The organism is Allobosea sp. P1_B10, assembly GCF_056406735.1.
This window is the reverse complement of the sequence record NZ_JBFTZP010000004.1, coordinates 174,957-188,968: the sequence shown is the minus strand read 5'-3', so window position 1 is coordinate 188,968 and position 14,012 is coordinate 174,957. Positions and strand designations below refer to the sequence as shown.

The window sequence follows — 14,012 nt, the reverse complement described above, 5'->3', positions numbered from 1 at the left end:
CTCCTCGGCCTTCAATCGGGTCTCACTGCGAGACGGCGCTGAGCGTGCGCGAGGGGTAGCGCAGGGAGACATCGAAGGGGTTCAGCCTTGCACCCAGAGTCTGAGCCTCGCCGCGCAAGATATTGATGACATTTGGCAGGCGGTCGCTGCCAAGCCGTTCCGCCAATGTGCCGACGCTGAGCGCCGCAACGACACGGTTGCGGGCATCGAAGACCGGGACGGCCACGCCTGCCATGCCCGGGATGAGGCCGGAGTTGAGGTTCACCCAGCCCTGCTCGCGCGCCTCTTCCAGGGCGCAGCGCAGGCCGGCCTCGTCGAGGAAGCCGCGATCGAGCAGGCGGGGCATGTTGAATCTGATCACGGCCTCGCGTTCCGCCTCGGGCAGATGAGCCAGCATGGCGACGCTGCCTTGGCCGATGCCGAGCGGCACCTTGCCGCCGATGTCGCCGGTGAAGGAGCGAATCGGAAAGGGGCCCTCGATCCGGTCGAGGCAGATTGCGTCGTAGCCGTTGCGGACGAGCAGGAAGATCGTGTCGTTCAGAGTGGCGGAGAGGCGCAGGAGCACGGGGCGGGCGAGGTCTCGCAATCCGCCGGCCTGGCCGGCGCGCGCCGCAAGCACGAAGAAGTCCAGTGCAAGCCGATAGCGCTTTCCTCCCGCAGCCTGCTCGACGAAACCTTCCGCGATGAGATCTCGCAAGGCACGATGCGTGGTCGGCTGGCTGCAGCCCGCACTGTCCGCGATGTCCTTCAGTCGCATGCCCTCAGCATCGCCCGCGGAAAGCACGCGAAGGAGCCCCAGCGCACGACGGAGGCTCGATATCGGTTCGTCGTCTGGGATGATCATCTGGCTAAATATCAACGAGGGAGTCAGGTGAAAAATTCCACATAGCTGAATTATGTCAACATAAATTCTCTCATGTGGAATACGAAGTTGACGGATTTGTGTTCCGGAGCTCTGTCTTGCCGATCGCAATCCAGCTTTCCCTCGCAGGAAAGCCCGCCGTCCGAGGTGTTTCGTGAGCTTCCTGACGCTGGAATCGCTGAGCAAGGTCTATAACGAGCTCAAGGCGGTGAACCATGTCGACCTGAGCGTGGAGAAGGGCGAGTTCGTCTCCCTGCTCGGCCCCTCGGGCTGCGGCAAGACCACCACGCTGCAGATGATCGCGGGCCTCGTCGAACCCTCGCACGGCAAGATCACGCTCGACGGCCGCGACATCACGTATGAGAAGCCGAGCCGGCGCGGCCTCGGCATCGTGTTCCAGAGCTACGCGCTCTTCCCGCACATGACCGTGGCACAGAACGTCGCGTTCGGCCTGGAAATGCGCAAGGTCGGGAAGGCGGAGCGCGACCGGCGCGTCAGCGAGATGCTGGCCCTGGTGCATCTCACCGCGCTCGCCGAGCGCTACCCGCGCCAGCTCTCGGGCGGCCAGCGCCAGCGTGTGGCCATCGCCCGCGCGCTGGTGATCACGCCGCCGGTGCTGCTGCTCGACGAGCCATTGTCGAACCTCGACGCCAAGCTGCGCGAGGAGATGCAGTTCGAACTGCGCCGCATCCAGCGCAGCGTGGGTACCACCACGATCATGGTCACGCACGACCAGGCCGAGGCGCTCTCGATCAGCGACCGGGTCGTGGTCATGGAGCAGGGGCGGATGACGCAGGTCGATGCGCCGTACCGGCTCTATGAGCGGCCTGCCACGGCCTTCATCTCGTCCTTCGTCGGCAAGATGAACCGGATCGAAGGCGTCTGGCGTCGCGATGGGGCTTCGGGCCGCGCCGAGGTGGCGGGCCTGCCGATGCCGAGCGAGAGCGTCGATCTCGCGGACGGAACCGCCATCGCCTTGTCGCTGCGGCCCGAAAAGGTCGTCCTGCGCCGCGCCGGGCAGGGGCGTGTCGATGGACAGGTCCTCAGTCGCTTCTTCCTTGGCAGCTACTGGCTGTTCAATGTCGAGACAGCCATCGGCGTCGTCGCCGTTTCGGTGCCCAATGATGGCGAGGAGCCGTTCGGAGAAGGCGCCTCGGTGTCGCTCGACTGGACGCCGGCCAATCTCAAGATTTCGCCACTGCAGCCGTTCGCGGGAGTTGCGGCGTGACCCGGGCGCGCAGTGCCTCGACCCCATGGTTGCTGGTCACGCCCAGCGCCCTGATGTTCCTGGGCCTGGTGATCCTGCCGCTGGTCCTGACGGTCATCCTGTCGTTCCACGCCTATGACCACACGACGGGCATCAAGAGCGAATTCACCCTGGCGCATTACACCGCCGTGCTGTCGGACGACTACTACCTCTCGGTCTTCTGGCGGACGCTGAGGCTTGCCGCGTTCACGACGCTGATCTGCGCGATCGTCGGCGTGCCCGAGGCCTACATCCTGGCCCGCATGCGGGATCCCTGGCGTTCGATCTTCCTGCTCGTCATTATCGGGCCGCTGCTGGTATCCGTCGTCGTGCGCGCCTTCGGCTGGAGCATGCTCCTGAGCTCGACGGGGCTGGTGAACCAGGCCCTCCAGGCGCTGGGGCTGGATCCGGTCAAGCTGCTCTATACCGAGACCGCGATCGTGATTGCGCTCGTCCATGTGATGCTGCCCTTCATGGTCATCCCTGTCTGGACGGCTTTGCAGAAGCTCGACCCGATGGTGGAGGCCGCAGCCTGGAGTCTCGGGGCCTCGCATTTCACGGCGCTGCGCCGCGTGGTGATGCCCCAGGTCTCGCTCGGCATGCTGTCGGGCAGCCTGATCGTCTTCGGCCTCTCGGCGAGCGCATTCGCGATCCCGGGCCTGCTCGGCGGCCGACGCCTGAAGATGGCGGCAACGCTGGTCTATGACGAATACATGCACGAGCTGAACTGGCCGCTCGGCGCCGCCATCGCGATCATCGTGCTCATCGCAAACCTCGCCATCATGCTGGCCTATAACCGCATGGTCGAGGCGCGCGCCCGCCGGACTCTGGGTTAAGCGCCATGCAAAAGAATGGACCGATCGCCCTGATCTTCCACAGCCTTGTCGTCGCCTTCGTGCTGGCGCCGCTGGTTGTGATCTGCCTGGTTGCCTTCACGCCGGAGAACACGCTCTCGATTCCTACGACCAGCTTCTCGCTGCGCTGGTTCCACGCGATCTTCGTGCATCCCGATTTCATCTCGTCCTTCGTCAACAGCCTGTGGCTGGCGACGATCTCTGCGACGATCGCGATCGCGCTTGCAGTCCCGGCGGCGTTGGCGATCAACCGCCACCAGTTTCCCGGCCGCGACGCGTTGAACGCGCTGTTCCTGTCACCGCTGATCATTCCCCATCTCGTCCTGGGCGTGGCCTTCCTCCGGCTTTTCGCGCTCATTGGCGCGACGGGGTCGTTCAGTTGGCTGGTCGCGTGCCACATCATCATCGTCACGCCCTATGTGATGCGGCTGGTGATGGCGGCGCTCTCGGGCATGGACCGCAGCGCCGAGCAGGCCGCGATGACGCTGGGTGCCTCGCACTGGACGGTGTTCAGGCGGGTGACAGCGCCGATGATCATGCCCGGCATCACCGGTGGCTGGCTGCTCGCCTTCATCAATAGTTTCGACGAGCTGACGATGTCGATCTTCGTGACCTCGCCGGCCACGGTGACGCTGCCGGTTCGCATGTACATGTATGCCACGGAGTCGATCGACCCGATGATGGCGGCGGTCTCGGCCCTGATGATCGCCCTGACGGCCGGCGCCATGCTGATCCTCGATCGCGCCTTCGGCCTCGACAAGATCCTCGTCGGACAGAAGTGAGGGCAGGCCCGATGCCTCTGCTCCACCGCCTCGCGCGCAAGCAGCATGCCCCGGTAGCCTTCGTGCTCGATGGCCGAGCCTGCGAGGGCAGGGCCGGTGACACCGTGCTGACCGCCATCCTGAGCCATGGCGAGCTGCTCCGGCGTTCAGAATTCTCGGGGGCGCCTCGCGCCGGTTTCTGCCAGATGGGCGCCTGCCAGGATTGCTGGGTGACGACCGAAAGCGGCGAGCGGCTGCGGGCCTGCAGCACCGCCCTGACCGCGGGACTACGCATCGTCACCAAGGCTGTGAGGCCCGCATGAGCAGGTCCGCCCAGCCCCTGATCGTTGGTGCGGGACCTGCCGGCGTGCGCGCGGCACAGGCGCTCGTCGCCGCCGGCCTGAGGCCGCTCGTCGTCGACGAGGCTCCGGCCGCTGGCGGCCAGATCTATCGGCAGCGGCTCGTGCCCGATGAGCGCAGCACAACGGCGCTCTATGGGTCCGAGGCCGGCAAGGCGGAACGGCTGCATCGCGACTTCGCGGCGCTGTCCGGGAGCATCGACTATTGGCCGCGCGCGCTGGTCTGGAACCTGCGCGACGGCGTCGCCGATGTCGCGGTGGACGGCGTGAGCCGGCGTGTCACCTATGACGGATTGCTTCTCGCTACCGGGGCGACCGACCGCGTGCTGCCGATCCCGGGCTGGACGCTGCCGGGTGTATTCACCCTCGGTGGAGCGCAGATCGCGCTCAAGTCCCAGGGCTGCGCGATCGGCTCCCGCGTCGTCTTCGTCGGCTCCGGACCGTTGCTCTATCTGGTCGCCTGGCAGTATCTGAAGGCAGGCGTCGATGTTGCGGCGGTGCTCGATACGGCGCCTTTCAAAGCCAAGCTCAACCTGTTGCGCGGCTTGCATATTGCGCCCGCGCTGGTGCTGCGCGGTTTGCGCTTCACCGCAGAGCTCAGGATGGCAGGCGTTGCGCTCCACTACGGCGCCTCAGATGTCCGCATCGCCGGCGCCGAGCGCGTCGAGGCGGTGTCCTGGCGGAGCAGCGGGCGTAGCAGGAGCCTCACCTGCGATGGCGTCGGCTATGGTCTCGCCCTGCGCTCGGAGACGCAACTCGCCGATCTCGCGGGCTGCGCCTTTCATTTCGATGCCCGCGACCGTGCTTGGCTGCCGGTGCGCGATGCCGCAGGGCGCGGTAGCGTCCGCGGCGTCTACCTGGCGGGCGACGGTGCAGGGATCGCAGGCGCCGACGCAGCCGAGCTGGCGGGCGAGCGCGCGGCATTGGCCCTGCTCGAGGATCGTGGCCTGGCGCATCCGCGCGAGCGCGCCGGTGTGATCGAGCGCAAGCTCGCGCGTATCGGCCGGTTCCGCGCGCTCCTCGAGGCCGCCTTTCCGTTTCCCGAGCACTGGGCAGCCGCGATTCCCGATGAGACGGTGCTGTGCCGCTGCGAGGAAATCCGCGCCGGCGAGGCCCGCAGTGCGATCGCCCAATTCGACATCAGCGAGATCAACAGGCTCAAGGCCGTCAGTCGCGTCGGCATGGGCCGGTGCCAGGGCCGGGTTTGCGCGAGCGCCTCGGCCGAGGTTCTGGCCGCCGCAACCGGAGTCGCGATCGGCAGTGTCGGGCGCTTGCGCGCCCAGGCGCCGGTCAAGCCGATTCCGCTGACGATGGCGCCGGCCGAGATGCTGCGGGAGGCCGGGGAATGAGCCGGTCGCTCGAAGTCGACGTCGCCATCATCGGGGGCGGGCTGGTCGGGGCATCGGCCGCGCTGGCGCTTCGCGGCAGGGGCATGAGCGTCGCCCTGCTCGACCAGGGTTTTTGCGGCGCGCAGGCCAGCGGCGTCAACTATGGCGGCGTGCGCCGGCAGGGTCGCTCGCGCATTCAACTGCCGCTGTCCCAGCGCGCGCACGCGATCTGGCCGCGTCTCGCGAGCCTGATCGGGATCGACGGCGAGTTCATCGTGTCCGGCCATCTCAAGCTCGCGCGCAGCGAAGCGGACATGGCGTCGCTCGAAGCCTATGCGGCGTCTGTCGCGGATCAGGGGCTCGGGCTCGAGCTGATCGGACGCAATGCGCTGGGCGAGCGCTTTCCCTGGGTCGGAGAAGGCCTTGTCGGCGGTTCGCTTTGCGCTGGAGACGGTCACGCCAATCCGCGCCTGGTCTCGGCGGGCTTTGCCAGTGCGGCGCGGCGCGCCGGCGTGCATGTGCTCGAAAACACGCCTGTCCTGGCTGCTACCCGCACAGGCCCAGGCTTCGCGCTCGAGGCCAGCAATGGGCTTTCCCTGCGGGCGGGCATCGTCATCAACAGCGCCGGAGCCTGGGCCGGGCCATTCGCTGAGGCGTTCGGCGAGCCCGTGCCGCTGGAGCGGATCTATCCGACCATGATGGTGACGGAGCCGCTGGCGCCGGTCATGACCGTGAACACCGGCATGGAGGGCGGCGGCATCTACGCCAGGCAGGTCGAGCGCGGAAATTGCGTGATCGGCGGAGAGCGTGGGCTGCCTCTCGCGGATCCCGACTATTCGCGTCCCAGCGGTGGCGGTGCGGTCAGCATCATCAACCGGGCTGCGGAGATGTTTCCCGGCTTGCGCCATGCCCACGCCATCCGCTTCTGGACGGGGACCGAAGCCTCGATGGCCGACCACCAGCCGGTGATCGGTCCGAGCGGGACGACGCCCGGTCTTTTCCACGCCTTCGGCTTCGGAGGCGCGGGCTTCCAGATTGCGCCGGGCGTCGGCGAGGTCCTAGCCGAACTCGTTTGCGACGGCGCAACGACCACCCCGATCGAGCCATTCTCGATCACGCGTTTCAGCCGGGACCCGGCAACGACTTCCAGCAACCTCCGCTCAGCCCACGGCTCGCGTGCGGATCAGGATCCAGAGCCGCTACACCGGGGAGTCATCTCATGATCAATCGCAAGACCGCATTGGGCGCCACCGTCGCCTCGCTGGCGCTGCTGGCCGCCAGCGCTGCCAGCGCCCAGACCAAGACGCTCTATGTCGGCATGAATGGCGGCAATTTCGAGCGCGTCTTCACGCAGGCGGTTTTCCCGGACTTCGAGAAGGAAAACGGCGTCAAGATCGTCGTCGTGCCCGGCACCTCGGCAGACATCCTCGCCAAGGCCACGGCCGCGAAGGACAAGCCGCAGATGCATGTCATGTTCCTCGACGACGGCGTGATGGTGCGCGCCATCGGCGCCGGGCTCTGCGAGCAGCTGAAGCCGAGCGCCGGCCTGTCGGACCTTCCCGCAGGTGCGCGCATGAAGGGCGACATGGCCGCCGGCATCGACATGGGCATGACCGGGCTCGCCTATAACAAGAAGATGTTCGACGAGAAGGGCTGGGCCGCTCCGACCTCCTGGATGGACATGGCCGACCCCAAGTTCAAGAACAAGGTGGTCTTCCAGTCGGCGTCCGCCTCGTCCTTCGGCCTGCACGCCTTCCTGATGTTCAACCGCATCCAGGGTGGCAACGAGGAGAATGTCGAGCCGGGCTTCACCAAGTTCCGCGACACCATCGGCAAGAACGTCATCGAGTTCATCCCGAGCTCGGCCAAGATCTCCGAAATGGTGCAGACCGGCGAGGCCGCGCTCTTCCCGCTGACGCCGACCGCCGTCGCTACTTTGAAGGAAAAGGGCATCCCGGTTGAGTACGCACAGCCGAAGGAAGGCTCTGTCGTGCTGATGGTTGCCCAATGCGTCATCGCCAACAATCCAGACGCCGAGCTCGCGCAGAAGCTCGCCGCCTACCTGCTCTCCCCGGAGGCACAGGCCAAGGCGATGACGATCGGCAGCGCGATCCCGTCGAACCCCAAGGCGAAAGCTCCGACGGCTGAGGCGCAGGCCAAGATGGATGCCTTCAACACCTACATGAAGACCGCCGTCGTGCTGGACTGGGACGCCATCAACGCCAAGCGCCCCGACTGGAACAGCCGCTGGAACAAGACGATCGAGCGCTAAGCCCGGTCTGACGACCTCGCGCGCCGTCGTTTCTGCCCCGTCGAACACCTAGCGGTTCGATGGGGCCGTATGGCGGCGCGCATTGCGTTTTTAGACGCTGCCTGCCGGAGGCGGATGGCGTCAGTCGGTCTCCAGCCGCCGATGGCGCGGGTGCTCGTCTCCATGCGCCAGCCGGACACGGCCGGCGCCGCCCCGTTCCGGCGATGGCCTCGGCGGAGGCCGTGAGATTTCCTCGCGATCGGCCAAGGCTTCGACAGCGTTCCGATTGGCGGAGCGTCGATGCTCAAGTTCGCCTGCCATCCAGCGTGCGATACGCGGGCCCGCGACGCTCGTCCCGTTCATCGCGACCCAGGAGCCGCTTCGCGTGCCGGCCGCGATCACCCCGCCATGGACGCGCGAGTCATCGGACGTCACCAGCGCCGACGGGCGAGGGGCACCGCCCAGGGGCTTCGGCCCGCCCGCGGAGTATTTCGGCGGCCTGAGTTCTCTCGCCAGAAGCCCTCCCACGACGATCGGCGTGCTGCCCGTGGCCAGCGCGTTCATCGACCCGCCGCGCTGGATGAGGCAAGCGGGCTCGTCCTCCTCCTCCTCCTTCCCGCTCTCGTCGAAGCGGCGATAGTCCGGGTGATCGAAATAGGATTGACGCCCCCCGGACGGGTAGCCGAAGGGCGCCGCGTCGCGTTGTATCCAGGCGTCGACGACCGCATCGCCCTCGAAGCCGCGATTGCGCAGATGGACGGTCCACAGACCGGCCGGCGCGACCGGACCAGTGTCGATCCGCTCCGTCGGCTGCAGCGCGATGAGGAACATACCCCGGTGGTTCATGGGATTTGCGCGAAAGAAGACCTGGCAGATGATCGAGCCGCCGCGCGTCAGGGAGAGCACCTTGCGGTCGCCTTCGGTCAGTTCAAGGAGGCTGGTTTCCCCGTCGGGCGTGGTCAATCTGACGCTGAGGCGTCCGCGCGAACTGGTCAGGCCCGGTAGCCAGATCTCCATGAAGCTCGGAGTGGTATCATCCGGCTGAACCCGCCAGGGGAGATCGACCGATCGTGGCGGATTGGGTTGCTCCGCCGTGGGAGCGGCGAAACGGACGCAGGCATGTGCACGGTCGAGGTGAGCGTTGCCCGAGGGAATGACGATACGCATCTTCGCATCGGGGTAGGCGCTGTTATGGGCCGAGACGATGTCGTGGATGCCGCGTTCGATCGGGTGCGTGCCGTCATGGGGACCGGCCGTGAACCCGTAGCTGAGGACGACGACGATGGGTGATCCGGGTGAGAGCCGGCGCGCTTTCCGCTCGACATAGCGGACCGCATCGATCGCGTAGGGTGTCAGGAGCGCGCCGGAGGAATCCGACACGACGCTCACAGGCAACTGGACCCCGATGATCGGCCAGGTGCGTGCTCGCCCGGCATCGAAGCCGAAGGCCTCGTCCAGCACATGCGTGCCGTGCGCTGCACTGCGCGCCAGCGGCTTGTGTCCCGCGAGCTTGAACTCGATGACCCCGGCTCCCTCGGGGCCATAGAAGACATCCTCGTCGCCGTCGCTGCGCACGAGCCAGCGGTCGATCTCTCCCGCCAGTATCTCCCGACCGTATTTGACCGATCGGCGCGGGGCGTCGAGCGCGCCGTCCTGCAACCAGATCGCATGAAAACGCGATGCGCCCGCCGCCGCGCGGAAACGTTCGTGGCCAAAGGCGAGCCCGTCATCGATGACGCCAACGATCACCGGGGGAGCTGGCGCTGCAGGGGAGGCTTCCGGAGCGTCCGGCACGGCGTCCTCGCTATCGCTGGCGGCCACGCTGCCCACCGGCATCGGCGGTCCGAACGTCAACAGTCCGAATGCGTCCCTGACGAAGGAGCTGCCACCATCCGCCTCGGGACCGCAGATGCGCTTCGCAGCCTCGGGGTCCGTGAAAAACGTGATGAAGTTCGCGCCCGGTTCGGCGCGCCACTCGTCCAGAGCCTTGATGAGCGGTTTCCAATACCGCTTCTGGTCCCCGGGCAGTTCGTTGATCCTGTCGAGAAGCGTCCGGCGAGGCAAAATCGGCCTGACCATCAGATGAACCCGATACGCCTCGGCGCCGCGCGGCAGGAAACTGCGGTGCCCGGCGTCGGGGTCGAACAGGGCCCAGTCCATGTAGGGGTCGACGGGCGAGTTGACAGGCCTTGCGGTGGGCTCGAGTTCCCAGCTCATCGGACGGCCCTTTCGCTACTGGATGGCGGTCACTTCCACTCGTCGGCAGCCTGCGCCCAGAGCCATTTGAGGATCTCGGAGCGGTCGTCGCCCGGCATCTGCTGCGCGCTACCATTCGGTTGTGAAAAATTGTTCGAGATCAACGTTTCAGCATCGGGGCGGTAGAGTTGCTTCCAGCGGAAGTCGTCGTCCCAGGGGTAGGCTGCTCCGTCGAACGTCCAGGGCTGGTAGCCGTGATACCCCGTCAGGGGCGTTCGCGAGCGCGCCGCCACATAGCTCCCGAGCGTCACGCCCAGAAGCGCACCCGCGACGCTGTCGACCGGAAAATGCACGCCGGCGACGGTCCGGTTGACGGCAATCCGAGCGGCAAGGCGCAGCATCTGGGTGCGCCAGGACAAGTCGGCATAGGCAGGGTTCGTCGAGTCGCGCATGACGTTCCAGAGTACGACGGCCAGCGCGAAGCTTTCGGTGGCGTGGCCGCTGGGAAAGGCGCTGTGCCCCGGCGTGGCGATCATCGGCTGGATCTGCGCCGAGTACTCGACCGGGCGCAGGCACGCCAAAGCGTGCTTGACACGCAGGTGCACGAACATCGCAAGATGCAAGGTGGCGGCGATCAGTTCCAGCGTTCGAGGCGTGCGGTCAGGGTCGAGCCGCGCGATCGCTCCGAAGAAAGCCACCCCTCCATCCATCTGCGCCAGGATCTCGGATGCGCGATCGGACCGCAGCTGGGCGTATTCGTTGACCAGGACTGTCTGAGCCATGAACGCGTCGTCGGATGGACGCGTGATCGCAAACAGCGGTCGATAGTGGCAGGCGGGGGCCGGGGCGGACGCAGTGGCCGGCGTCAGTTCAAGGTGCCAGATGTCCACCMGCCGAGGGGACGGAGACGCTGCCGACGTGAAGCCGATCCGCGATTTCAACTCGAAATCGATGACGGACGCGCGCACCCATGGGGCCCAGCGCTTCAGGGCGGCCGCGTCCTCCTCCGGCGGGTTTTCCCGGGCCAGAGAACCCAGACAGCTTCCGACGATCCCATCCCGGCTGCGGATGAGTGCGTCGGCGGCAATCGAGGCGCTCTGAGAGCCTGCCGCGGCAATGCCCCCGATCCCGCCTATACCACCTATACCACCTATGCCTCCGATCCCTCCAATGCCTCCGATTCCGCCTATTCCGCCTCTTGCGACGAGTTCTGACATTGCGGCGCTCCTAACGTGGGCGTTAGTTGGGCAAGCCGATAGCGCGGAATGTTTCAGCCCATTCCTGGCCGATAGGATATGCGGCACTGGGCGAACGCTCAAGCCATGCCGATACGGTCAATGATGGCTCGATGCGGAGCAGTTCCGCAATCGCATTGCGCGCACCCTCTTTGTCGCCGAGGTTCCAGCACGCGACCGCCATGGCACGCAGGGTCGAGGCATGGGAGCGGTTGGTCCGCAGCGAGCGCTTCGCCGCCGCAAGAGCCCGGTCGAACTGATGCGCGGCGAGGTAGGCCGTGGCCGAGAGTGAATCGTAGAAATAGCGATGGGGATCCAATGGTGAAAGCGTCAGTGCGCGCCGTGAGCAGCGCACCGCCTGCTGTCCTTCGCCCATGAAGGCGTGCAGCGTGCCGCGCAGCAACCAGGACAGCGCATCGCTGGGGTTGCTCTCGAGCGCCCTGTCATAGAGGTCGCGGGCGACGTCCAACTGCTTCAGCAGATTGGTATGCACAAAACCGTCGATGGCCAGCGCGAGCGAGCAATGGGGGTCGATCTCGATGGCCTGTCGCGTCAATCGCTGGGCCATCTGGGCATCCTCCGCGACATCGTGAGACCAGCCCTGCTGCACCCGCAGGACATGCCAGTTCGCCAGCAGTGCCTTGGGCAACGCCTGGCGTGGAGCGCGTTCGATCAGGGCTTCGAGCAGGGTGCGAGCGTGGGTGAAGTCGCCGGGCGACAGGCGATGCATCAGCGCCGTCGCGGCGATGACGAGTGTGTAGCTTTGCAGGTTCGACAGGCGCTGCGAGTGCGCTCGGCCGACCTCGCGCGACATGACCGCGAGCGAGACCTCCGAGGCGATTGCGTCGATCAATTCACCCTTGCCCGACAGGATGCTGTCCAGGTTGCCTTTCTGCCGTCCTGTCCATGCGACTTGTCCGCTACGGGCATCGGCAAGCTCGGCCTCGACGGTGATGCGGCGGCCGTCGATGCGGTAGCGACCAGACAGGATGTAATCCGCGTGCAAAAGCGTCGCGATCTGGTCCAGCGTCGAACTGCGGCCACGAAAGGCCGTGGTCGACAGACGCGATATCACATTGAATTCAGTCGACTGCGAGAAGTCGCGGATCAGCTCCTCGGCGATGACCTCGCCCAGGACATGGTGGGTGTCGTCACTATCGCGGGTGGAAAAGGGAATGACCGCGAGCGCCGGAAGGATTTCGCCGGCGGGAGATCCAGCCAGAGGCATCCCCGATGGCGGGGCCACGCGATAGGCCCGGATGGGATGGCTGAGATGCTTGACGTAGCACTCGCCGAGATCCTCGATATCCGCGTCGAGATCAGCTGTGACCAGGTCCCGGACCGCGGCCGACAGGCAGATTTCATCGGGGCCGACGAGTGTCGCCAGCCTGGCGGCGCGGTTGACGCTCCGGCCGTATACGTCGTCGTGGCTGACTATGACGTCGCCGATCTCGATCCCCATGCGCAGATGGGTCTGGTCGCCGTCCGGGCGCCCTCCGTTGCGAATCTGGACCTCCTTTCGGAGTGCGAAGGCGGCTCCGAGCGCAGGACGCGGACTTTCGAAATCCATGAGGATGCCGTCACCAAGGACCTTGATGAGGCGGCCGCGATGCGTGGGCAGGATCTCCGACTTCACCCGCTCTACCAGGTCGAGCCAGCCCGCAACGAAGCCGCCTTCGTCCTGCTCGACGAGGCGCACGGATTCCACCACATCGACCCACAGCATGACGCGGATCGCGCGTGAGAATGCTCCATCGAGGATAGCCGCGGTGCTGTTCACAACGCCAACCCCTTATGGTGTCGACCGATATGCCCCCCGCCAATTCATGTCAGATGATTGTTAGTGGATGGCTGGCCCCGACGCCAGCGCGAGCGGAGGGCCAGGACAGTGCAGGGCGGCTGCCTGGCTATCGCGGCATGGGGGCGATCTACGCGCTCCTGGCAGCGACCCCGACAGGGCTGCGCACGGCTTCGGAGATCTTCAGGAACTGCTTGGCCAGCGGGCTCGTCTTGCGCCAGACCATGCCGATCGTGCGCGTGGGCTGCGGCTCCTTGAAATGCATGACGGACACCGACGCCGAACGCGTCTCCACCGCGACGGCCATTTCCGGGATCAATGTGACGCCAAGGCCCGCATCGACCATCTGGACCAATGTCGACAGAGAACTCGCGTCGAGCAGGTCGCGCGGCTGCATCGTGCGTGGGTTCCTGTTGCAGAAGGAGAGGGCCTGCTCGCGGAAACAGTGTCCTTCCTCCAGCAGAAGCAGCCTCATTTCCTGGAGCGCCTCGCGGTCGGGCTCGGGCTTGCCCTCGTCGGCGCGGGGGCGCACGAGCACGAAGCTTTCCGTGAACAGCGGGGTCTCGGTCAGCGAGGGCTCGGATACCGGCAGGGCAACGACAGCCAGGTCGAGCCGGCCTTCATTCAGTTCCTGAACCAGCCGCGGCGTGTGCGTCTCGCGAATATGCAGGTCGAGCCCCTGATAGAGCCGGGTCAGGTCGCCGACGAGCGTCGGCAGCAAATAGGGCGCGACCGTAGGTATGACCCCTATCCGCAATGTGGAAAGCAGCCCGCCGCGCGATGTACGGGCGAAGTCGTCGAGTTCGTCCAGTGAGCGCAGGATCGTCTTGGCGCGCGCCGCGATCTCCTCGCCGAAGCGCGTCAGGCGAACCTGGCGCCGGTCCCGTTCAAACAGCTCGGCGCCGACCCCTTCCTCGAACGCCTTGATCTGCATCGACAGGGCCGGCTGGGAAATCGAGCAGCTCTCGGCTGCGCGGCCGAAGTGACCGTGACGGGCAAGCGCCTCGAAATAGCGCAACTGCTTGATGGTCAGGTTCGTCATAACCACAACTTATCGTGCCGATCAGAAAATCGGAATTAATATAATGAAAGCGCTTTGCTAAGAGTGGTGCAGCGAGACCG

The 14,012-nt window shown here is 66.1% G+C and carries 13 protein-coding genes; 8 read left to right on the top strand and 5 right to left on the bottom strand.

Annotation, left to right across the window (positions count from 1 at the left end; translation table 11 throughout):
* Positions 1-22: 22 nt before the first annotated feature.
* On the bottom strand, positions 23-844 hold the full coding sequence (locus tag AC1D2L_RS11510) for an IclR family transcriptional regulator (protein ID WP_476846006.1): 822 nt from the start codon (positions 842-844) through the stop codon (positions 23-25).
* 172 nt (positions 845-1,016) lie between these two features.
* Between AC1D2L_RS11510 and AC1D2L_RS11505 the strand changes: the two genes are divergently transcribed.
* From AC1D2L_RS11505 to AC1D2L_RS11475, 7 genes are read left to right on the top strand one after another with little or no spacing between them, the layout of a single operon-like run.
* Complete coding sequence (locus AC1D2L_RS11505; protein WP_476846005.1) at positions 1,017-2,090, top strand: ABC transporter ATP-binding protein; 1,074 nt, start codon at positions 1,017-1,019, stop codon at positions 2,088-2,090.
* Positions 2,091-2,143: 53 nt separating this feature from the next.
* Positions 2,144-2,944: an ABC transporter permease gene (locus tag AC1D2L_RS11500; protein ID WP_476846263.1), complete on the top strand. Its 801-nt coding sequence runs from the start codon at positions 2,144-2,146 to the stop codon at positions 2,942-2,944.
* Between the two features lie 5 nt (positions 2,945-2,949).
* Positions 2,950-3,744 (top strand): ABC transporter permease, encoded by a 795-nt coding sequence (locus AC1D2L_RS11495; protein WP_476846004.1) that lies wholly within the window; start codon positions 2,950-2,952, stop codon positions 3,742-3,744.
* A gap of 11 nt (positions 3,745-3,755) precedes the next feature.
* On the top strand, positions 3,756-4,046 hold the full coding sequence (locus AC1D2L_RS11490; RefSeq protein WP_476846003.1) for a (2Fe-2S)-binding protein: 291 nt from the start codon (positions 3,756-3,758) through the stop codon (positions 4,044-4,046).
* On the top strand, positions 4,043-5,431 hold the full coding sequence (locus tag AC1D2L_RS11485) for an FAD/NAD(P)-dependent oxidoreductase (RefSeq protein WP_476846002.1): 1,389 nt from the start codon (positions 4,043-4,045) through the stop codon (positions 5,429-5,431). The genes AC1D2L_RS11490 and AC1D2L_RS11485 overlap by 4 nt, the downstream gene beginning before the upstream one ends.
* A complete protein-coding gene (locus AC1D2L_RS11480) occupies positions 5,428-6,633 on the top strand; it encodes an NAD(P)/FAD-dependent oxidoreductase (RefSeq protein WP_476846001.1) in 1,206 nt (401 codons plus the stop codon). Before AC1D2L_RS11485 ends, AC1D2L_RS11480 begins: the two co-directional genes overlap by 4 nt.
* Positions 6,630-7,682, top strand: a complete 1,053-nt coding sequence (locus AC1D2L_RS11475) for an ABC transporter substrate-binding protein (protein ID WP_476846000.1) — start codon at positions 6,630-6,632, stop codon at positions 7,680-7,682. Before AC1D2L_RS11480 ends, AC1D2L_RS11475 begins: the two co-directional genes overlap by 4 nt.
* Before the next feature lie 120 nt (positions 7,683-7,802).
* Here the strand turns inward: AC1D2L_RS11475 and AC1D2L_RS11470 are convergent, their stop codons facing one another.
* The gene (locus AC1D2L_RS11470; protein ID WP_476845999.1) at positions 7,803-9,878 is read right to left on the bottom strand and encodes a S8/S53 family peptidase; all 2,076 of its coding nucleotides are present in this window, start codon (positions 9,876-9,878) and stop codon (positions 7,803-7,805) included.
* 29 nt (positions 9,879-9,907) lie between these two features.
* Positions 9,908-10,639 (bottom strand): phosphatase PAP2 family protein, encoded by a 732-nt coding sequence (locus AC1D2L_RS11465; protein ID WP_476845998.1) that lies wholly within the window; start codon positions 10,637-10,639, stop codon positions 9,908-9,910.
* Positions 10,640-10,775: 136 nt separating this feature from the next.
* Between AC1D2L_RS11465 and AC1D2L_RS11460 the strand changes: the two genes are divergently transcribed.
* On the top strand, positions 10,776-10,958 hold the full coding sequence (locus AC1D2L_RS11460) for a hypothetical protein (RefSeq protein ID WP_476845997.1): 183 nt from the start codon (positions 10,776-10,778) through the stop codon (positions 10,956-10,958).
* A 138-nt stretch (positions 10,959-11,096) separates the two neighbouring features.
* Here the strand turns inward: AC1D2L_RS11460 and AC1D2L_RS11455 are convergent, their stop codons facing one another.
* Together AC1D2L_RS11455 and AC1D2L_RS11450 are read right to left on the bottom strand one after the other, a co-directional pair.
* Positions 11,097-12,872, bottom strand: coding sequence for an adenylate/guanylate cyclase domain-containing protein (locus AC1D2L_RS11455; RefSeq protein ID WP_476845996.1), 1,776 nt, complete (start codon positions 12,870-12,872; stop codon positions 11,097-11,099).
* Positions 12,873-13,020: 148 nt separating this feature from the next.
* Positions 13,021-13,932 carry a hydrogen peroxide-inducible genes activator gene (locus AC1D2L_RS11450; protein WP_476845995.1) on the bottom strand — a complete coding sequence of 304 codons (912 nt, stop codon included), beginning with the start codon at positions 13,930-13,932 and terminating at the stop codon, positions 13,021-13,023.
* Positions 13,933-14,012 lie beyond the last annotated feature (80 nt).